The sequence below is a fragment of the Streptomyces sp. MB09-02B genome (genome assembly GCF_033794485.1).
Classification (GTDB): Bacteria; Actinomycetota; Actinomycetes; order Streptomycetales; family Streptomycetaceae; genus Streptomyces.
Map to the genome: position 1 here is coordinate 1 of NZ_JARGEE010000161.1, position 18,941 is coordinate 18,941.

Sequence of the window (18,941 nt, forward strand, 5' to 3'; positions counted from 1 at the left end):
TCTCTTTTTTCTTTTTTTTTTTTTTTTACTCTGGGATACCCCGTAGTTCAAAAAAGGTTTTTCGTCGGCAGCGGCAGATGTGGATAAGGGACAGGGCCCGTCGGCTCCCGCTCCCGTCGCGTCCGTCGTCCGTCGTCCGTCTCGTCAGGCTCACTCCGGAAAGTTCACCAGTCGCACCAGAACCGGGCAAGTGCCGGAAAGCGACCGGCAGTTCGATAATCCGCCCATATGTGCGGCGCAGGGCTTCCGGCGGTTCAGGGTCTCGGGCGACTCAACGCCAGCGTGCCTCGTCCGCTCCCCAGCGCCCGGGCGGCCGTGTCCAGTCCTCCGGTCCGCCCTCGAAGGAGACCGGCGACCGCGCGTACCGCAGCCGTCCCAGCGGGCTGTCCCGCTCGGCGAGCCACTCCTCCGGCCCGTCGTAGCCGATGCCCCCGTCCGGGCCGGGCTCGACACCGTCCGTCAGCCAGGCCGCCGTACGCGCGAGCGCCAGTCGGACGACGCGACCGCCGCCCCCGTCGACCCGCTCGGTGAGCGACCGCAGCACGGCCGCCGCCAGCAGATACCCCGTCCCGTGGTCCAGCGCCTGCGCGGGCAGCGCGCCCGGCCGTTCCATGGAACCCTCGACCGCCGCGATGCCCGTGGCCACCTGCACCAGGCTGTCGAAGCCCCGCCGCCTCGCCCAGGGGCCGTACGCGCCCCATGCCGAGAGGTGCGCCACGACCAGCCCGGGCCGGCGCTCGACGAGTTCCTCGGGCGACAGCCCGAACCGGTCCAGCGCGCCGGGCCGGTACCCGGTGACGACGACGTCCGCCTCGGCGAGCAGCGCCTCGAAGGCCCTGGGGTCCGCGGCCAGATCGAGCGTCGCCGACCGCTTCCCGAAGCCCGTGTCGGCGTGCTGGTCGAGGATCTCGGGCATCCCCGGCGGGTCGATCCGCAGGACGTCCGCGCCGAGCAGGGCGAGCGTGCGGGTGGCGACCGGGCCCGCTATGACCCGGGTCAGGTCCAGGACACGCACCCCGGCGGCCGGTAGCGATGAGGCCCCAGCCCCGGGACCGAGCACGCGCGCGCGGGGCGCGTCGGCACCGTCCCCACGCCTCCACTCGATCAGCGGACGCTCCCGCACGGCCACCGCCTGCTCGTGCGCGGCCCACTCCTTCGGCGTCCGCAGGGCGAACGCCAGACCCCCGGCCGCGCAGACCGCGTCCTCGACCTCCAGGGACGACCGTTCGGCCAGCGCGGCCCCGACGTCGGGCACTCCCTCGCCGGGCAGCTCACCGGCACGCACCCCCAGCGCCGACAGCAGCCGCTCCCGGTGATGCGGATAGTTCGCGTGCGTCCGCACCCACCCGTCCGCCGTCCGCCAGAACCGCGACAGGGGCGCGAAGTTGACCGGCGCCCGACCGTCGACCAGCAGATGCCGTTCACTCACGAGGGCCGTGCCGACCGCCCCGTCGTCCACCCGCACCCGGGGGACCTCGTCGAGCCCGGCACGGCGCGCGCCCAGCTCGGCAGCCGCCAGCGCGCACACCCCGACGCAGGTCCGCGCCAGCTCCCTTACCGGCAGCCGTGCGTCGAGCACTCCGCCGCGTACGACGGTCGAGACCCCCGGCAGCAGAGCGGGATCGCCGCCCAGGGCCGCCCACACACCATCCATGTCAGTCATGATCCGAACCTACGCAACGGAAGGACCGGGCGGTGCACCACCGCCCGGCCCGACTTCCGTCAAGAGGTTCCTGCCGTGAAGAGGTTCCTACCTGGTCACCGCGTCCAGCGCGTCCGCGGTGCCGAAGCCGTAGAAGCCGTTGTAGTTCCTCGGCCCCTCGCAGACCGCGTCCACCTTGCCGTCCCCGTCGATGTCGTACGGGTCGGTGCAGGGCGTGGCGTCGGCCTCGGCGTACAGCAGCGCCTTGACCAGGGCGGCCGGGGCGTGCGGATGCGTCGACTTGATGAGCGCGGCGACGCCCGCGACGTGCGGGGACGCCATCGACGTACCGGCCATGTAGCCCCATGTGCCGCCGGGCAGCGGGCCCAGGATCAGACCGCTGGTGGCGGGCGGGGCCGGGGTCTGGAAGCGGGTCGAGTCGCCGCCGGGTGCGGCGATGTCGATGACACCCAGACCGTGGTTGGAGAAGGACGACTTGATGCCCTTGGCGCCGGTGGAGGCGACCGTGACGACACCCGGCAGTTGCGTCGGGATGTCGAGGCACTCGGACGGGTCGATCACCCGGTCCGACGGGGTCGAGTCGTTGGGGGAGACCGGGTCGGTGATCTCGTCGGCCGCGAGGTCGTAGTTCTCGTTGCCGGCCGCGGCCACATTGACCGCGCCCATCCTCTCCGCGTACTTCGTCGCCCGGCCGAGGGCCTCCACCAGCGCCTTCTGGTCCGGGTCGTTCTTGCAGTTGAAGTACCAGGGATCGGTGTAGTAGCTGTTGTTGGTGACATCCACCCCGTGCTCGGCGGCCCACATGAAGCCGCAGACCACGGCCTCCGTGTAGAAGAAGCCGGCGGTGGTCGACACCTTGATGCCGGACACCTTCACCCCTGGCGCCACACCCGTGACACCGACGCCGTTCTTCGCGGCGGCGATCTCACCGGCCACATGGGTGCCGTGCGCGCTCTCCGTGGGCCCCGGCCGCCAGGCCCCGTCGCCGGTGTCGGGCTTGCCCGTCACACAGTTGACGGAGGCCTCGCGGTCGAAGTTCGGCGCGATGTCCGGGTGCGTGTCGTCGACACCCGTGTCGATGACGGCGACCGTGACGTCCTGGCTGCCGAGCGACACCTCGTGGGCCTTGTCGGCCTTGATGGCGGGCAGGTCCCACTGCAACGGCTCCAGTGGGTCCTGCCCGTCCGCAGCCTCGACGTCCGCGACCTCCTCGGCGGTCAGCACCTTGGGGGTGCCCACGTCGGTGGTCGACTGCGCGGGCAGCGGCGCGGTGCGGGTGGCACCGGCCGACTGGACCCCGCGCACCTCACGGATCTCCGCGGCGAAGCCGGGGTTCGAGGAGTGGACGACGACGACACCGATCCGGTCGTACGACGTCACGATCGTGCCGCCGGCCTCCCCGATCGCCTTCTTCACGTGCGCGGAGGGCCCGTGCCCCGCGCGCACGTTGACGACATGGCTGAGCCCGGGCGCGTCGGCCTGCCCGGCCGACGTGGCCTGCCCGGCCGACTCGGCGGCAGCGGCCGTGACGTTCGGTACGACGACCAGCGCGGTCGCCATGGCCATCCCCAGCGGGATCGCGGCCAGACGACGGGAGCGCTTGAGAGGCGCTGTCATGCTGTCTCCGATTCGTCGTGGCTGCTCGCCGGCTGTGTTACTTGACGGCCTTCAGGGCGTTGACGATGCCGAACCCGTAGAAACCGTTCACGCTGGGGCTGCCTTCGCAAACCGCGTCCTGGACGCCGTCGCCGTTCTGGTCGTACGACGTCGGGCAGGCCTGCTCGTCCGCCTGGGCCTTCAACAGCTTCTGCAGCTGCTTCGGGGACGCCCACGGGTGCGTGGACTTCAGCAGCGCGGCGACACCGGCGGCGTGCGGCGACGCCATGGAGGTGCCCTGGAGGTAGCCGTACTCGCCGTTCGGCATGGTGGACAGGATGCGGCCGTTCTTCGACGGCGTGTCCGGGATCTGGTAGCGGGCGTCGCCACCCGGCGCCGCGATGTCGACGACTCCGTTGCCGTACGTGGAGTAGTACGACTTCTCGTTCTTCACGCCCGTCGCGCTGACCGTGACGATGCCCGGCAGCTGGGTCGGCACGTCGAAGCACTCGCTCGGGTCGATGGTGCGCTCGACCGGCGTGGTGTCGTTGGGGCTGGACGCGTCCAGGATCGCGTCGGAGGCGAGATCGTGGTTGGAGTTGCCGGCCGAGGCCAGGTGCAGGGTGCCCTTCTTCGTGGCGTACTTCTGCGCCCGGTTCACCGCGTCGACGATGGCCTTCTGGTCCGGGTCGTCCACACAGTTGTAGAGCCACGGGTCGACGTAGTAGCTGTTGTTCGTGATCTCCACGCCGCGGTCGGCGGCGAAGACGAACGCGCAGACGACGGACTCCGCGTAGAAGAGGCCGCTGGTGCGGTCGGTCACGTTGATGCTGGAGACCTTCACACCCGGCGCGACACCGGCGACACCGACGCCGTTGCGGGCCGCGGCTATCTCACCGGCCACGTGGGTGCCGTGGTAGTCCTGCGGGGTGTACGGCCGCCAGGAGCCCTCGCTGGTGTCCGCGACACCGCCGTCGCAGTTGGCGGACTGGGACTTGGAGAAGTTCGGCGCGAGGTCCGGGTGGGTGTCGTCGACGCCCGTGTCGATCACGGCGACCGTGACCTTCTTGCTGCCGTCGTCGATCTTCGCGGCCTTGTCGGCGCCGATCGAGCGCAGGTCCCACTGGTCGGCCTCGAGGGGCTCGGCGTCGGGGATGTCCGCCGAGGCGGCCTTCACCTTCGCGGCCTCGGCGTCCGTCAGCATGTCGACGGCGCCCACGTCCGTCGTGCCGGCGGGGGTCAGCGGCGAGGTCCGGGTGGCACCGGCGGACTGCACCCCACGCACCGCGCGGATCGTCGCACCGAACGCCGGGTCGGTCGAGTGGACCACGATCACGCCGATCTTGGCGTGGGTGACCACTATCTTGCCGCCGGCCCGGGTTATCGCCTTCTGCACCTTGGCGATCGTGTGCCGGTCCGTCTTCGTGTTCACGACGTACGAAAGGTTCGGGCCCTCCGCGGTCGCGGCGGTGGACTCCGGGAGCGGGGCCGCCGAGGCGACACCCGGCAGGAAACCGAGCGAGGCGGTCAGCGACAGGACGACCGGCACCGCGAGCGCGAGCTGTCGTCTGGAGCGCAGATGAGCCATGTGATCTCCACATCATCTTCAAAGAAACCGGCCCGAGACACACGGGTGCCTGGGCAGGTACATGACGTTGGTGGTGCAGCCCGAAGCTATCCCTGGTCGTCGTCGGCCAGCAATGACTTCACGGGCGGGAGGCCGAAGTAGAGGGGTAACCCTCGAAGTCGCCGCACCTCCCGGCCGTTTCCACCCGACCGCGCGGCGAACGTGTACGGCCCTCGCATCGCTTTCCGAATCGGTTTTCGAAAGAAACACGCACGGTTGAACCGGTCCTCGCGCCCCGCCGTGACGTTGAGCAGGGAGCGCGAGCACGATCGCGCACCCGTCACCGAAGGAACAGATCCGACCCCATGTCCGAACCCAGCCCGTCCCCCGATCCGACGGCGAGAACGTCACCGTCCACCGTCGCGAAGGCGGCTCAGACGCGAGGAGACTCCGTGGCAACCGACGCACCGCCCCCAGCGAAGGCAGAGCATCACCTCCCCTCACCGGAGGAGTTCGCCGCGGTCCATGAGAGCGCCGAGTTCGCCGAACTACGCCGCTCCTACCGCTCGTTCGCCTTCCCGCTGACCGTGGGCTTCATCACCTGGTACCTGCTGTACGTCCTGCTCTCCAACTACGCGGGCGACTTCATGGGCACCAAGCTCTTCGGCAACATCAACGTCGCCTTCGTCCTGGGCGTCGCACAGTTCGTCACCACGTTCCTCATCGCCTGGTGGTACTCGAAGCACGCCGCCGCGAAGCTCGACCCCAAGGCCGAGGCGATCAAGTCCCGGATGGAGGGCGGCGCATGAGCCCCGTACAGCAGACGTTCCTCGCGGCCAACGAGGCCAGCGAGCACCGGCCGCTCATCATCACCCTGTTCGCGCTGTTCGTCCTCGCCACCCTCGGCATCACCGTCTGGGCCGGCCGCCAGACCAAGGACGCCGCCGACTTCTACGCGGGCGGCCGGCAGTTCAGCGCCTTCCAGAACGGCCTCGCGGTCTCCGGCGACTACATGTCCGCCGCGTCGTTCCTCGGCATCGCGGGCGCCATCGCCCTCTTCGGCTACGACGGCTTCCTCTACTCCATCGGCTTCCTGGTCGCCTGGCTGGTCGCCCTCCTGCTGGTCGCCGAGCCGCTCCGGAACTCCGGCCGCTACACCATGGGCGACGTCCTCGCGTACCGCATGCGCCAGCGCCCCGTCCGCACCGCCGCCGGTACCTCCACGATCGTCGTGTCGATCTTCTACCTGCTGGCCCAGATGGCGGGCGCGGGCGTCCTCGTCTCCCTGCTCCTCGGCATCACCTCCGACGCGGGCAAGATCCTCATCGTCGCCCTCGTCGGCCTCCTGATGATCGTCTACGTCTCCATCGGCGGTATGAAGGGCACCACCTGGGTCCAGATGGTGAAGGCCGTGCTCCTCATCGGCGGCACGCTCCTCATTACGTTCCTGGTGCTGCTGAAGTTCAACTTCAACATCTCCGATCTGCTCGGCACCGCCGCCGAGAACAGCGGCAAGGGCGCCGCCTTCCTGGAGCCCGGCCTGCAGTACGGCGCCACCGGCACCTCCAAGCTGGACTTCATCTCCCTCGGCATCGCCCTGGTCCTCGGCACCGCCGGTCTGCCGCACATCCTGATCCGCTTCTACACGGTGCCCAACGCCAAGGCCGCCCGAAAGTCGGTCAACTGGGCCATCGGCATCATCGGCGGTTTCTACCTGATGACCATCGCCCTCGGCTTCGGCGCCGCCGCGCTGATCTCCCAGGACGAGATCATCGCCTCCAACCCGTCCGGCAACACGGCGGCCCCACTGCTCGCCCTGCATCTGGGCGGCGTCGACTCGGCCTGGGGAGCGATCCTGCTCGCCACCATCTCGGCGGTGGCCTTCGCGACCATCCTCGCCGTGGTCGCCGGCCTCACCCTCGCCTCGTCGTCCTCCTTCGCGCACGACATCTACGCCAACGTCATCCGCAAGGGACAGGCCTCCGGCGCCGAGGAGGTCCGCGCGGCCCGCTGGGCGACCGTCTTCATCGGCATCGTCTCCATCGGCCTCGGCGCCCTCGCCCGCGACCTGAACGTGGCCGGCCTGGTCGCCCTCGCCTTCGCGGTCGCGGCCTCCGCCAACCTGCCGACCATCCTCTACAGCCTCTTCTGGAAGAAGTTCACCACCCAGGGCGCGCTGTGGTCGATCTACGGCGGTCTGATCGTCGCCGTCGGTCTGGTGCTGTTCTCGCCCGTGGTCTCCGGCGACCCGAAGGCGATGTTCCCGGACGTCGACTTCGCCTGGTTCCCGCTGAAGAACCCGGGCATCATCTCCATCCCGTTCGGCTTCCTCATGGGCTTCCTCGGCACGGTCCTCTCCAAGGAGAAGGCCGACGACGCGAAGTACGCCGAGCTGGAGGTCCGCTCCCTCACGGGCACGGGCGCGCACTAGCTCCGCTGAAAGACCCCGTCACGAGGCTGGGCGCCGTCGTGGCTGGTCGCGCAGTTCCCCGCGCCCCCACAGGGCGCGGTCCGCGCCCGCGTCGCAGGGGCCGTCGTAGAGATCTACGGCGGCCCCTCGCCGCGTCTCGTGCGATCGGGCCGGTGATGTTGTCAGCGCGGTCACGTAGGCTCGCAGATGTCGAACGATTGTGATCCGCCGCGAGGGAGGGGGCCCACGTGCTCATCGACACCTACGGCCGAGTGGCCACCGACCTGAGGGTTTCGCTGACCGACCGGTGCAATCTGCGCTGTACGTACTGCATGCCCGAGGAGGGCCTGCAGTGGCTGGCCAAGCCCGACCTGCTGAACGACGACGAGATCGTCCGCCTCATCGACATAGCCGTCCGGATCCTGGGCATCGAGGAGGTCCGCTTCACCGGCGGTGAGCCGCTCCTGCGCCCCGGCCTGGTCGGCATCGTGGAGCGCGTGGCGGCCCTCGCCCCCCGCCCCCAGATGTCCCTCACCACCAACGGCATCGGCCTCAGGCGCACGGCGACGGCCCTGAAGGCGGCCGGCCTGGACCGGGTGAACGTCTCCCTGGACACCCTGCGCCCGGACGTCTTCAAGACCCTCACCCGCCGGGACCGCCACAAGGACGTCCTCGAAGGCCTCGAAGCCGCCCGCGACGCCGACCTGACCCCCGTCAAGGTCAACTCGGTCCTGATGCCCGGCCTGAACGACGACGAGGCCCCGGACCTCCTCGCCTGGGCCGTCGAGCACGACTACGAGCTGCGCTTCATCGAACAGATGCCCCTGGACGCCCAGCACGGCTGGAAGCGCGACGGCATGGTGACCGCCGGCGACATCCTGACCTCCCTGCGCACCCGCTTCGACCTCACCCCCGAGGGCAAGGACGAACGCGGCTCCGCCCCGGCCGAACGCTGGCTGGTCGACGGGGGCCCCCACCGCGTGGGCGTCATCGCCTCCGTCACCCGCCCCTTCTGCTCCGCCTGCGACCGCACCCGCCTCACCGCCGACGGCCAGGTCCGCACCTGCCTTTTCGCCCGCGAGGAGACCGACCTGCGCGCCGCACTGCGCTCCGGCGCCCCGGACGAGGAGATAGCCCGCATCTGGCGGCTGGCGATGTGGGGCAAGAAGGCGGGCGCCGGCCTGGACGACCCGTCGTTCGTCCAGCCGGACAGGCCGATGTCGGCGATCGGGGGCTGAGCGGCCCTACGGCGCCGGCTCCTCCCAGTCGTCCAGCTTCACCACGTCCTTCAGGAACCCCCGCACCCCCAGGAACTGCGACAGGTGCTCCCGGTGCTCCTCGCAGGCGAGCCAGGTCTTGCGGCGCTCCGGCGTGTGCAGTTTCGGGTTGTTCCAGGCGAGCACCCAGACCGCGTCGGCGGAGCAGCCCTTGGCCGAACAGATGGGGGAGGAAGGATCCGAGCCGGGGACGTTGAGGATGTTCACGCGTCGACCCTAGCCGCAGGAATCCGGCCGGAGAAAAGGCGACGCCGAGCAGCCACGGGGGGAGCTGCCCGGCGTCGGTCTGTCGCTCCGACGGGGGATGCGGAGCGCGTACGAAGTATGTCACGGGTAGGCCTCTGCCCGGCACAGGAACTACATGATTGATCTGAGCTTTTCTTGAGCTTGGCGGGTGGCCGGATTCCGCTTCGTAGGGACGGCCGGAGGGCCGGAGTTCAGGCCCGCTCGCGCGGCTCGCTGCGCCGGTGCCCCGCGGGATCGGCCGCCTGGTCCTCCGGGGCGGATTCCGCGGGCGGCGTGATCATCGGTCGCATGGGCGCCCGCACGAACGTGGACGGCAGCGAGGGCGCGTTCTCCCGGCCCGCGTTGGCGATCACCACGGCGATGTACGGCAGCACCGCGCCGAGCACCAGCGCGACGACCGCGACGTGCCGTTCGACGTTCCAGAGGACCGCGGCGGCGATCACCGCGAGGGTACGGACCGACATCGAGATGATGTAGCGACGCTGCCGGCCGCGGACGTCGTCGGCGAGGCCCTGCCGGGCACCTGTGATCCGGAAGACCTCGACGTTGCTCTGCTTCCGCATCGCGTTCCACCACCCGCCTGTATCGGACGCTCCCCGGCCCGTGCCCGTCCGTGTCCGCTACAGGGCACGCGGTCCGGACACGTTCAACGTTACGCCGCGTCTGCGCCGCCTACGAGACCGGGTCACCTTCCACGGAGAGTGCGGGGAATGCGCCGTAGCGCGTACAGCGGTGCCCGACATGCGGCGTACCGCAGGCGGGCCGACACTGGGCGTAATGCTGACGTAGAGCCGTACGAGGAGGCAGCCATGGGCTGGTTGTGGGCGATCATCGTCGGATTCGTACTGGGCCTGTTGGCCAAGGCGATCCTCCCGGGCAAGCAGCACAGCCCGCTCTGGCTGACGACGATCTTCGGCATGCTGGGCGCCATCGTCGGCAACGCGATCGCACGCGGCTTCGGCGTCGAGGAGACCGCCGGCATCGACTGGAGCCGCCACATCTTCCAGCTGGTCGCCGCGATCGTCATCGTGGCCCTGGGCGACATGGCGTACATGGCGACCCTGGGCAAGAGAAAACAACGGACCTGAGCGCCCCGAAAGGGGCGCGGGGAACTGCGCGAGCAACCACGACGAAGCGGCACTCGCCAGACCACCCACGCCCCTACGGCGCCCAGGCTCCGGCGAACTCGCTCGCGCCTAGGCCCCGGTCACCTCGATCGCGGCCAAATTCTTCTTCCCTCGCCGCAGCACCAGCCACCGCCCATGGATCAGCTCTTCCCGGGACGGAACCGCGTCCTCCGCGGTGACCTTCACGTTGTTCACGTACGCCCCGCCCTCCTTCACGGTCCGCCGACCCGCGGACTTGCTCGGCACCAGCCCGACCTCCGCGAGGAGATCCACGACCGGCGCCAGCTCGGCCACCTTCGCGTGCGGCAGCTCCGACAGCGCCGCGGCCAGCGTCTTCTCGTCCAGCTCCGCCAGCTCGCCCTGACCGAAGAGGGCCCGGGACGCGGCGATCACGGCGGCCGTCTGCCGCTCCCCGTGCACCAGCGTCGTCAGCTCCTCGGCCAGCGCCCGCTGCGCGGCCCGCGCCTGCGGCCGCTCCTCCGTCTGCTGCTCCAACTCCTCAAGCTCCGCACGGGACTTGAAGGACAGGATCCGCATGTACCGGGTGATGTCCCGGTCATCCACGTTCAGCCAGAACTGGTAGAACGCGTACGGCGTGGTCATCTCCGGGTCGAGCCAGACGGCGCCGCCCTCGGTCTTGCCGAACTTGGTGCCGTCCGCCTTGGTCATCAGCGGGGTGGCCAGCGCGTGCGCCTCCACACCGGGCTCGAGGCGGTGGATCAGGTCCAGGCCGGCCGTGAGGTTGCCCCACTGGTCGCTGCCGCCCTGCTGGAGCGTGCAGCCGTACCTGCGGTAGAGCTGGAGGAAGTCCATGCCCTGGAGGATCTGGTAGCTGAACTCGGTGTAGCTGATGCCCTGGTCGGACTCCAGACGACGGGCGACGGAGTCCTTCGTCAGCATCTTGTTGACGCGGAAGTGCTTGCCGATGTCCCGCAGGAACTCGATGGCGGACAGGCCCTCGGTCCAGTCGAGGTTGTTGACCATGACGGCCGCGTTCTCGCCCTCGAAGGACAGGAACGGTTCGATCTGACCGCGCAGCTTCCCGACCCAGCCCGCGACGGTCTCCGGGTCGTTCAGCGTGCGCTCCGCCGTCGGGCGGGGGTCGCCGATCAGGCCCGTCGCCCCGCCGACCAGCGCCAGCGGCCGGTGACCGGCCTGCTGGAGCCGGCGCACGGTGAGCACCTGCACCAGATGTCCGACGTGCAGGGACGGCGCGGTCGGGTCGAAACCGCAATAGAACGTGACGGGACCGTCCGCGAGCGCCTTGCGCAAAGCGTCCTCGTCGGTGGACAGGGCGAACAGGCCCCGCCACTTCAGCTCGTCGACGATGTCCGTCACGGTTCTCGTGTCTCCTTGAGTGGGTCGTAATCAGGTACGAGGTTATACGCCCTGGCTGACAGAACTCATATTGAAATCCGGCACCCGCAGGGCGGGCATCGCGGCCCTGGTGAAGTAGTCGCTCCACTCGCGCGGCAGTGTCTTCTCCGTGCGTCCGGCCTCCGTGGCCCGGCCCAGCAGGTCCACCGGCGACTCGTTGAACCGGAAGTTGTTGACCTCGCCCGTGACCTCGCCCTTCTCCACGAGGTAGACGCCGTCACGGGTCAGACCGGTCAGCAGCAGCGTCGCCGGGTCGACCTCGCGGATGTACCACAGGCAGGTCAGCAGCAGCCCGCGCTCGGTGTTCGCGACCATCTCCTCCAGGGAGCGGTCCTCACCGCCGTCCAGGATCAGGTTGCCGATCGTCGGCACCACCGGCAGCCCCGTCAGGCCCGCGCTGTGCCGGGTGGTCGGCAGATGCGCGATCTCGCCGCCGCTGATCCACTCGGTCGCCGTCAGCGGCAGCCCGTTGTCGAACACCGAGCTGTCGCCGCCGGAGGAGTGGGCCAGCACGAACGGCGCGGCCTCCAGGCCCGGCTCGTTCGGGTCGCTGCGCAGGGTCAGCGGCAGCTCGGACAGCCGCTCGCCGATCCGCGTGCCGCCGCCGGGCTTGCTGAAGACGGTTCTGCCCTCGGCCGCGTCCCGCGCCGACGCCGACCACATCTGGTAGATCAGCAGGTCCGCCACGGCCGTCGGCGGCAGCAGCGTCTCGTACCGTCCGGCGGGCAGCGGCACCCGCCGCTCGGCCCAGCCCAGGCGGACGGCCAGCTCCGCGTCCAGGGCCGCCGGGTCGACGTCCTTGAAGTCCCGTGTGGAGCGACCCGCCCAGGCCGAGCGCTTGCGGTCCGGGGACTTGGCGTTCAGCTCCAGCGTCCCGTTCGGCTGGTCGTGGCGGAGCCGGAGCCCGGTGGACGTACCGACGTAGCTCGACACCAGCTCGTGGTTGGCGAAGCCGTACAGCTCACGGCCGCCCGCACGCGCGCGTGCGAAGGACTCGCCGAGGGCGGGCGCGAAGTCGGCGAACACGGCGGAGGAGGTCTCGGCGGGCGCGTCCGTGAAGTCGGGGGAGTGCGCCACCCCCGTGACCAGCGGCTGGGCGTCCTCGGCCGGACCGGCGCCGCGCGCGGCGGCCTCGGCGGCCCGCACCAGCGGCTCCAGCTCCTCGGGGGTGACGGCGGCCCGCGAGACGACCCCGGAGGCGGTGCCCTCCCTGCCGTCCACAGTGGCGACGACCGTCACCGACCGGCCCCGGGTCACCCCGTTCGTGGTCAGCGCGTTGCCGGCCCAGCGCAGGTTCGCCGTCGAGTACTCGTCGGCGATCACCACACAGCCGTCGGCCCGGGAGAGTTCGAGGGCCCGCTCGACGACCTCGTGCGGCTTGTGCGCCTTGGTGTTCCGCGCGCTCATCGACCGGCCTCCTGCGTGGTGTTCAGAATGTTGACGCCCTTGAAGAGGGCGGAGGGGCAGCCGTGCGACACCGCGGCGACCTGACCCGGCTGGGCCTTCCCGCAGTTGAACGCGCCGCCCAGGACATAGGTCTGCGGTCCGCCGACAGCCGCCATGGATCCCCAGAAGTCTGTCGTCGTCGCCTGGTAGGCGACGTCCCGCAGCTGCCCGGTGATCCGCCCGTTCTCGATCTTGAAGAACCGCTGTCCGGTGAACTGGAAGTTGTACCGCTGCATGTCGATGGACCAGGACCGGTCCCCGACGACGTACACGCCCCGGTCGACCCCGCCGATCAGATCCTCCGTCGACATCCCCGCCGGATCCGGCTTCAGCGACACATTGGCCATACGCTGCACCGGTACGTGCCCGGGGGAGTCGGCGTACGCACAGCCGTTGGAGCGGCCGAGGCCGGTCAACTTCGCGATGCGACGGTCGAGCTGGTAGCCGACCAGGGTGCCGTCGCGGACGAGGTCCCAGCTCTGGCCCGCCACGCCCTCGTCGTCGTACCCGATGGTCGCCAGACCGTGCTCGGCGGTGCGGTCACCGGTGACGTTCATCAGCTCGGAGCCGTACCGGAGCTTGTTGAGCTTGTCGAAGGTCGCGAAGGACGTGCCGGCGTACGCGGCCTCGTAGCCGAGCGCGCGGTCCAGTTCGGTGGCGTGGCCGATGGACTCGTGGATGGTCAGCCACAGGTTGGACGGGTCGACGACCAGGTCGTAGACGCCCGCCTCGACGCTCGGCGCCCGCATCTTCTCGGCGAGCAGCTCCGGGATGCGCGCCAGCTCGTCGTCCCAGTCCCAGCCGGTGCCCGTCACGTACTCCCAGCCGCGCCCGACCGGCGGCGCCAGCGTCCGCATCGAGTCGAACTCGCCGCTGGACTCGTCGACGGACACGGCGGTCAGCGACGGATGCAGCCGTACGCGCTGCTGCGTCGTCACCGTCCCGGCGGTGTCCGCGTAGAACTTGTTCTCGTGCACGGTGAGCAGCGAGGCGTCGACGTGGTTGATCCCGTCGGCCGCCAGCAGCCGCGTGCTCCACTCCGTGAGCAGCGCGGTCTTCTCCTCGTCGGGGACGGTGAACGGATCGATCTCGTACGAGGAGATCCAGGTCTTCTCCGCGTGCACCGGCTCGTCCGCCAGCTCCACGCGCTCGTCCGACCCGGCGGCCTTGATGACCTGCGCGGAGAGCTTGGCCATGGCCACGGCCTGCGAGGCGACCTTCGCGGCGGCGTCCATCGTCAGATCCACCCCGGACGCGAACCCCCAGGTCCCGCCGTGCACCACCCGCACCGCGTACCCGAGGTCGGTCGTGTCCGACGACCCTGCGGGCTTGGCGTCCCTGAGCCGCCAGGAGGCGCTGCGCACCCGCTCGAAGCGGAAGTCGGCGTGATCGGCGCCGAGGGCACGGGCGCGGGCGAGCGCGGCGTCGGCCAATGCCCTCAGCGGTAGTGCCGTGAAGGCTTCGTCGATGGAATGAGGCACCGAGGGTCTCCCTGTTGCCGAACGATGGTCGTGGCCTGTCGGGTCCGATCATGTCGCGCCCGCGGGCGGCCGGACCACATCTTTCCGGCTGCGGTCGGCCCGCTTTCTGTAGGGACCCCACAGCGACTCCCCCGAGCCACTGTCACAGCTCGAATGCCCGCCGGAAGAGGTGGACCGATAGGTTTCGAGGGAAGGCGCCTGCCGTCCAGGCATGCAGGCAGGCGTTCAGACCGCTAAGGAAAGGGTGATCCGTTGAGCCGCTCGGTTCTCGTCACCGGAGGCAACCGGGGCATCGGCCTCGCCATCGCCCGCGCGTTCGCCGACGCCGGCGACAAGGTCGCCATCACCTACCGCTCGGGGGAGCCGCCGGCCGGCTTCTTGGCCGTCAAGTGCGACATCACCGACCCCGAGCAGGTGGAGCAGGCCTACAAGGAGATCGAGGCCGAACACGGCCCGGTCGAGGTGCTGATCGCCAACGCCGGCGTCACCAAGGACCAGCTCCTGATGCGCATGTCCGAGGAGGACTTCACCTCGGTCATCGACACCAACCTCACCGGCACCTTCCGCGTCGTCAAGCGCGCCAACCGCGGCATGCTGCGCGCCAAGAAGGGCCGGGTCGTCCTCATTTCCTCGGTCGTGGGCCTCTACGGCTCGCCCGGCCAGGCCAACTACGCCGCCTCCAAGGCAGCTCTGGTCGGCTTCGCGCGTTCCCTCGCCCGTGAGCTGGGCTCGCGCAACATCACCTTCAACGTCGTCGCCCCCGGCTTCGTCGACACCGACATGACCAAGGTGCTCACCGACGAGCAGCGCGCGGGCATCGTGAAGCAGGTGCCGCTCGGTCGTTACGCGCAGCCCGAGGAGATCGCCGCGACGGTGCGGTTCCTCACCTCGGACGACGCCTCGTACATCACTGGAGCCGTCATCCCCGTAGACGGCGGACTGGGAATGGGTCACTGATCACCATGAGCGGAATCCTCGAGGGCAAGCGCGTCCTGATCACCGGTGTGCTGATGGAGTCCTCCATCGCCTTCCACACCGCCAAGCTGGCCCAGGAGCAGGGCGCCGAGATCATCCTCACGGCCTTCCCCCGGCCCACGCTGACCGAGCGCATCGCCAAGAAGCTCCCCAAGCCCACCAAGGTCATCGAGCTGGACGTCACCAACGACGAGCACCTCGGGCGCCTGGCCGACATCGTCGGCGAGGAGCTGGGCGGTCTCGACGGCGTCGTCCACTCCATCGGCTTCGCCCCGCAGGACGCCCTCGGCGGCAACTTCCTGAACACGCCCTTCGAGTCCGTCGCCACCGCGATGCACGTCTCGGCGTACTCCCTGAAGTCGCTGACCATGGCCTGCCTGCCGCTGATGCAGAACGGCGGCTCGGTCGTCGGCCTGACCTTCGACGCGAAGTTCGCCTGGCCTCAGTACGACTGGATGGGCCCGGCCAAGGCCGCGCTGGAGGCCACCAGCCGTTACGTCGCCCGGGACCTGGGCAAGCAGAACATCCGCTGCAACCTCGTCTCCGCCGGTCCCCTGGCTTCCATGGCCGCCAAGTCCATCCCGGGCTTCGGCGAGCTGGCCGCCGTGTGGGACGACCGTTCGCCGCTGGAGTGGGACCTCAAGGACCCCGAGCCGGCCGGCCGCGGTGTCGTGGCGCTGCTCAGCGACTGGTTCCCCAAGACCACCGGCGAGATCATCCACGTGGACGGCGGGCTGCACGCGATCGGCGCCTGAGCGCCACCCACAGGGCTCTGCCACGGTTCGAGGGCGCGCATCCATTCGGGTGCGCGCCCTCGCCGTACTCCTGTCCGCCGGGATCATCACTCGTTCGGCTCATCCGGCGGGCCGCCGGGGCCGGGTGCCGCGCACGCTGGACGTGCACCGCTCAGCCACTCGGCCGAGGAGGTCCCCCTTGTGCGCATCTCCCGCAGCATCGCCCCAGCTGTCGTCGCCCTGGCTCTCGTCCTCACCCTCCCGTCCGAATCGGCACCGTACGCGCGCGTGGAGACCGGGGAGCGGCACGCGCGCGTAGTGGTGGACGACAAGCCCGACGAGCCCGATCCGTTCGGGGCGGCCTGTCACAGCACCGTCACCGGTTCGCAGGTGGTCGGGTTCTGCTTCAACCCCCACGCGGCCGTCGACCACGTCCGTCTGCACATCGAGTGCGCGCGGTGGTGGGACCTCGACAGCGACAGCGCCGCGGTCGAGACCGGTCCCGCGCGGACGGTACGGCTCACCGGGCGCTGCTGGAAGGAAGTCCGCTCGGTGTGGTTCAGCCATCAGCGGGGGGAGGGCTGACGTGTGGTTCACCCACCGGCCGGGGGAGGGCCGACCCGGCCGGGACGGCAGTGGAAGGGATAGCCGGCCGCCTCCGCCGCGGCGGTCTCCGCGTCGCCCGCGCGGATCGCGTCCACCAGCCGGGCGTGGGCCATGTACGTCTCCGGCGTCAGCTTCTCGCCCACGTCACCGCGCAACCAGTCCCGCAGGACCTCGCCCAGGTCGGCGTAGACGGTCGTCACGACGTCGTTGTGGGACGCGGCCACGACCGCCATGTGGAAGGTCGCGTCGGCGGTCACGAAGGCCTCCGCGTCGCCCGAGGCCCAGGCCTGCTCGCGGCGCGCGAGGAGCACGTCCAGCTGCCTGAGGTCCTTCTCGGTGCGCCGCTCGGCCGCCAGCTTCGCGGCGCTCGACTCCAGGGCGGAGCGCAACTCGGCGATGTGGCTCGGGTCGGCGTCCGCGAAGCGGCGGTGCATCACGCCCGCGAGTTCGCTGGTCGCGACGACGTAGGTGCCGGAGCCCTGGCGGATGTCCAGCAGGCCGTTGTGCGCGAGCGCGCGGACGGCCTCACGGACCGTGTTCCGGGCGACGCCCAGCTCCTCGACCAGCTCGGGCTCGGTGGGGATACGGGAGCCGACGGGCCACTCGCCCGAGGTGATCTGGTTCCGCAGCGCGGCGATGACCTGCTCGGACAGCGCCGATCGGCGGGGATGGCTCAGCGGCATGGCACACCTTCGCATGGAGTGACCGACCGGGGGCGACCGGGCCATGGACAACCAATCATCCTATGATTCTATGATAGATGTCATGGAGAGCGAGGAGACCGCGACGACGACATCCGCACCGCTTCGGGCACCGTCCGAAACGCCGGTGCCCGACCAGGACGGGTCCGAACCTCCGACGTCGTCCACGCGCGCGTGGACGACCCGCCTCGTGGTGCTCGGTATCGTCCTGACGGCCCTCAACCTCCGCCCCGCCATCACCAGCCTCGGCGCCCTCCTGGAAGAGGTGCGCACCGGGCTCGGCATGAGCGGCAGCGTCGCCGGGCTCCTCACCTCCGTACCTCCGCTCTGCTTCGCCGTCTTCGGCGTCATGGCGCCCCGGCTCGCACGCCAGTTCGGTCCGGCCGCCGTCGTCTGCGCGGGCATGGCCGCCATCGCCGCCGGCCTGCTGATACGGCCGTACGCAGGCGGCACGGCCGGATTCGTGGCCGCGAGCGCCCTCGCCCTGATGGGCATAGCCGTCAGCAACGTCCTGATGCCGGTCATCGTCAAGCGCTGGTTCCCGGACCGGGTCGGCTCCATGACGGGCCTCTACTCCATGGCCCTGGCCCTCGGCACCTCCTCCGCCGCGGCCGTCACCGTGCCCATGACCGAGGCGCTGGGCGGGAGTTGGCGGACCGGGCTGGCCGTATGGGCACTGCTCGCGGGGGCGGCCGTGGTGCCGTGGCTCCCGTTGCTCCGGGACCGCGACCGGGACACGCGTGCCGCCGACAGGTCCGGGGGAGCGCCGGGCCCCGCGCGCGAGGCGGCGCCCGCCCTGCGGATCACCCGGAGCCGTACCGCCTGGGCGCTCGCCGTCTTCTTCGGCCTCCAGGCGACCGCCGCCTACATCACGATGGGGTGGATGGCGCAGATCTTCCGGGACGCCGGGGTCCCCGCCGGCACGGCGGGGCTGCTGCTGGCCGTCACCATGGTGATGGGCGTACCGCTGGCCTTCGTCATCCCCCGGCTCGCCACCCGCCTGCCCCGCCAGGGGCCGATCGTGGTCGCCCTGGGCGTCTGCGGCCTCCTCGGGTACGGCGGCCTGTACCTCGCCCCGGCGGAGGGCGCCTGGGCGTGGGCGGTGCTGATCGGCATCGCCAACTGCTCGTTCCCGCTCGCGCTCACCATGGTCGGCATGCGGGCCAGGACCGGCGCGGGCGTCGTCCAGCTGTCCGCCTTCGCCCAGAGCACGGGCTACCTGATCTCGATCCCCGGCCCGCTCCTCGTCGGCGTCCTCTACCAGCACAGCGGCGGCTGGGGCCTGCCCCTCGTCCTCATGGCCGCCCTGATGCTCCCGCAGATCGCCGCGGGCGTCCTGGCGGGCCGCGACCGGGTGGTGGAGGACGAGGCGGCCCGCTGAGCCCCGCCCCGGCGGGTCCCGGGTCCCGGACGGCTCCGGGACCCCGACGGCCATGGCGGGTGCCGGGGGTGCGAGACTGGGCGCATGCCAGTGCTCGACCCGAACCCCCAGAACGGCCAGAAGAAGATGCTCCTGGTCTTCGGCTCGTTCCTCGCCATCTTCGTCGTCATCGGGATCATCGCGGCGATCGCGTCCCCGTGACCGCTCAGCGGTCGTCACAGCGACCGCTCAGGGGTGGGGACAACCCCCCGTCCCCTAGTACTCCAGCAGTACTTCGTGGCTTGACCTGGGGAAACGTCGAGCGGTGGGAGTGTAGCGGGCAGGATGCCGTCACGGACGGCTTCTGCCCGCACA

General features: G+C 70.4%; 18 protein-coding genes. 9 read left to right on the plus strand and 9 right to left on the minus strand.

Going from position 1 to position 18,941, the window contains the following annotated elements:
• Positions 1 to 271: 271 nt before the first annotated feature.
• The 3 genes from P1P70_RS22295 to P1P70_RS22305 all read right to left on the minus strand — a co-directional run bounded on the left by P1P70_RS22295 (position 272) and on the right by P1P70_RS22305 (position 4,847).
• Positions 272 to 1,663: a CoA transferase gene (locus P1P70_RS22295; protein ID WP_319240464.1), complete on the minus strand. Its 1,392-nt coding sequence runs from the start codon at positions 1,661 to 1,663 to the stop codon at positions 272 to 274.
• 87 nt (positions 1,664 to 1,750) lie between these two features.
• Positions 1,751 to 3,280, minus strand: coding sequence for a S8 family peptidase (locus P1P70_RS22300; RefSeq protein ID WP_319240466.1), 1,530 nt, complete (start codon positions 3,278 to 3,280; stop codon positions 1,751 to 1,753).
• Positions 3,281 to 3,317: 37 nt separating this feature from the next.
• On the minus strand, positions 3,318 to 4,847 hold the full coding sequence (locus tag P1P70_RS22305) for a S8 family serine peptidase (protein WP_319240468.1): 1,530 nt from the start codon (positions 4,845 to 4,847) through the stop codon (positions 3,318 to 3,320).
• Positions 4,848 to 5,278: 431 nt separating this feature from the next.
• Between P1P70_RS22305 and P1P70_RS22310 the strand changes: the two genes are divergently transcribed.
• The 3 genes from P1P70_RS22310 (at position 5,279) to moaA (ending at position 8,474) form a co-directional block, all read left to right on the plus strand.
• Positions 5,279 to 5,635, plus strand: a complete 357-nt coding sequence (locus P1P70_RS22310; RefSeq protein WP_319240470.1) for a DUF485 domain-containing protein — start codon at positions 5,279 to 5,281, stop codon at positions 5,633 to 5,635.
• Positions 5,632 to 7,257 carry a cation acetate symporter gene (locus P1P70_RS22315; RefSeq protein ID WP_319240472.1) on the plus strand — a complete coding sequence of 542 codons (1,626 nt, stop codon included), beginning with the start codon at positions 5,632 to 5,634 and terminating at the stop codon, positions 7,255 to 7,257. The genes P1P70_RS22310 and P1P70_RS22315 overlap by 4 nt, the downstream gene beginning before the upstream one ends.
• A gap of 227 nt (positions 7,258 to 7,484) precedes the next feature.
• Positions 7,485 to 8,474 (plus strand): GTP 3',8-cyclase MoaA, encoded by a 990-nt coding sequence (gene moaA / locus P1P70_RS22320; protein ID WP_319240474.1) that lies wholly within the window; start codon positions 7,485 to 7,487, stop codon positions 8,472 to 8,474.
• Between the two features lie 6 nt (positions 8,475 to 8,480).
• Here moaA and P1P70_RS22325 read toward each other — a convergent pair whose 3' ends face one another.
• Positions 8,481 to 8,720 carry a hypothetical protein gene (locus P1P70_RS22325; RefSeq protein ID WP_319240476.1) on the minus strand — a complete coding sequence of 80 codons (240 nt, stop codon included), beginning with the start codon at positions 8,718 to 8,720 and terminating at the stop codon, positions 8,481 to 8,483.
• 230 nt (positions 8,721 to 8,950) lie between these two features.
• The gene (locus P1P70_RS22330) at positions 8,951 to 9,322 is read right to left on the minus strand and encodes a DUF3099 domain-containing protein (protein ID WP_319240478.1); all 372 of its coding nucleotides are present in this window, start codon (positions 9,320 to 9,322) and stop codon (positions 8,951 to 8,953) included.
• 246 nt (positions 9,323 to 9,568) lie between these two features.
• Here P1P70_RS22330 and P1P70_RS22335 point away from each other — a divergent pair, with 246 nt between their 5' ends.
• Positions 9,569 to 9,847 (plus strand): GlsB/YeaQ/YmgE family stress response membrane protein, encoded by a 279-nt coding sequence (locus P1P70_RS22335; RefSeq protein WP_319240480.1) that lies wholly within the window; start codon positions 9,569 to 9,571, stop codon positions 9,845 to 9,847.
• A 108-nt stretch (positions 9,848 to 9,955) separates the two neighbouring features.
• Here P1P70_RS22335 and tyrS read toward each other — a convergent pair whose 3' ends face one another.
• Genes tyrS through P1P70_RS22350 form a run of 3 tightly spaced genes read right to left on the minus strand, consistent with a single transcriptional unit; the run spans position 9,956 to position 14,190 of the window.
• Positions 9,956 to 11,224 carry a tyrosine--tRNA ligase gene (gene tyrS / locus P1P70_RS22340; RefSeq protein ID WP_319240482.1) on the minus strand — a complete coding sequence of 423 codons (1,269 nt, stop codon included), beginning with the start codon at positions 11,222 to 11,224 and terminating at the stop codon, positions 9,956 to 9,958.
• 42 nt (positions 11,225 to 11,266) lie between these two features.
• On the minus strand, positions 11,267 to 12,670 hold the full coding sequence (locus P1P70_RS22345; protein WP_319240484.1) for a metallopeptidase TldD-related protein: 1,404 nt from the start codon (positions 12,668 to 12,670) through the stop codon (positions 11,267 to 11,269).
• The gene (locus tag P1P70_RS22350; RefSeq protein WP_319240486.1) at positions 12,667 to 14,190 is read right to left on the minus strand and encodes a TldD/PmbA family protein; all 1,524 of its coding nucleotides are present in this window, start codon (positions 14,188 to 14,190) and stop codon (positions 12,667 to 12,669) included. The genes P1P70_RS22345 and P1P70_RS22350 overlap by 4 nt, the downstream gene beginning before the upstream one ends.
• Positions 14,191 to 14,442: 252 nt before the next feature.
• Here P1P70_RS22350 and fabG point away from each other — a divergent pair, with 252 nt between their 5' ends.
• From fabG to P1P70_RS22365, 3 genes are all read left to right on the plus strand, one after another.
• Entirely contained in the window at positions 14,443 to 15,147 is a 705-nt protein-coding gene (gene fabG, locus P1P70_RS22355; protein ID WP_060885239.1) for a 3-oxoacyl-[acyl-carrier-protein] reductase, read from the plus strand.
• A gap of 5 nt (positions 15,148 to 15,152) precedes the next feature.
• On the plus strand, positions 15,153 to 15,920 hold the full coding sequence (gene fabI, locus P1P70_RS22360; protein WP_045560796.1) for an enoyl-ACP reductase FabI: 768 nt from the start codon (positions 15,153 to 15,155) through the stop codon (positions 15,918 to 15,920).
• 180 nt (positions 15,921 to 16,100) lie between these two features.
• Positions 16,101 to 16,484: a hypothetical protein gene (locus P1P70_RS22365; RefSeq protein WP_319240489.1), complete on the plus strand. Its 384-nt coding sequence runs from the start codon at positions 16,101 to 16,103 to the stop codon at positions 16,482 to 16,484.
• 8 nt (positions 16,485 to 16,492) lie between these two features.
• Here P1P70_RS22365 and P1P70_RS22370 read toward each other — a convergent pair whose 3' ends face one another.
• Positions 16,493 to 17,188 carry a FadR/GntR family transcriptional regulator gene (locus P1P70_RS22370; RefSeq protein WP_319240490.1) on the minus strand — a complete coding sequence of 232 codons (696 nt, stop codon included), beginning with the start codon at positions 17,186 to 17,188 and terminating at the stop codon, positions 16,493 to 16,495.
• A gap of 82 nt (positions 17,189 to 17,270) precedes the next feature.
• Here P1P70_RS22370 and P1P70_RS22375 point away from each other — a divergent pair, with 82 nt between their 5' ends.
• Together P1P70_RS22375 and P1P70_RS22380 are read left to right on the plus strand one after the other, a co-directional pair.
• Positions 17,271 to 18,587, plus strand: coding sequence for a CynX/NimT family MFS transporter (locus P1P70_RS22375; protein ID WP_413471520.1), 1,317 nt, complete (start codon positions 17,271 to 17,273; stop codon positions 18,585 to 18,587).
• 84 nt (positions 18,588 to 18,671) lie between these two features.
• A complete protein-coding gene (locus P1P70_RS22380; RefSeq protein ID WP_005477623.1) occupies positions 18,672 to 18,788 on the plus strand; it encodes an SGM_5486 family transporter-associated protein in 117 nt (38 codons plus the stop codon).
• Positions 18,789 to 18,941 lie beyond the last annotated feature (153 nt).

Excerpts from the sequence above, each read along its gene's own strand:
- P1P70_RS22375 (WP_413471520.1), top strand. The coding sequence starts at position 17,271 with ATGGAGAGCGAGGAGACCGCGACGACGACATCCGCACCGCTTCGGGCA.
- P1P70_RS22335 (WP_319240480.1), top strand. The coding sequence starts at position 9,569 with ATGGGCTGGTTGTGGGCGATCATCGTCGGATTCGTACTGGGCCTGTTG.
- P1P70_RS22330 (WP_319240478.1), bottom strand. The coding sequence starts at position 9,322 with ATGCGGAAGCAGAGCAACGTCGAGGTCTTCCGGATCACAGGTGCCCGG.
- P1P70_RS22315 (WP_319240472.1), top strand. The coding sequence starts at position 5,632 with ATGAGCCCCGTACAGCAGACGTTCCTCGCGGCCAACGAGGCCAGCGAG.
- P1P70_RS22380 (WP_005477623.1), top strand. The coding sequence starts at position 18,672 with ATGCCAGTGCTCGACCCGAACCCCCAGAACGGCCAGAAGAAGATGCTC.
- P1P70_RS22300 (WP_319240466.1), bottom strand. The coding sequence starts at position 3,280 with ATGACAGCGCCTCTCAAGCGCTCCCGTCGTCTGGCCGCGATCCCGCTG.
- P1P70_RS22305 (WP_319240468.1), bottom strand. The coding sequence starts at position 4,847 with ATGGCTCATCTGCGCTCCAGACGACAGCTCGCGCTCGCGGTGCCGGTC.
- P1P70_RS22370 (WP_319240490.1), bottom strand. The coding sequence starts at position 17,188 with ATGCCGCTGAGCCATCCCCGCCGATCGGCGCTGTCCGAGCAGGTCATC.
- fabI (WP_045560796.1), top strand. The coding sequence starts at position 15,153 with ATGAGCGGAATCCTCGAGGGCAAGCGCGTCCTGATCACCGGTGTGCTG.
- P1P70_RS22295 (WP_319240464.1), bottom strand. The coding sequence starts at position 1,663 with ATGACTGACATGGATGGTGTGTGGGCGGCCCTGGGCGGCGATCCCGCT.
- P1P70_RS22345 (WP_319240484.1), bottom strand. The coding sequence starts at position 12,670 with ATGAGCGCGCGGAACACCAAGGCGCACAAGCCGCACGAGGTCGTCGAG.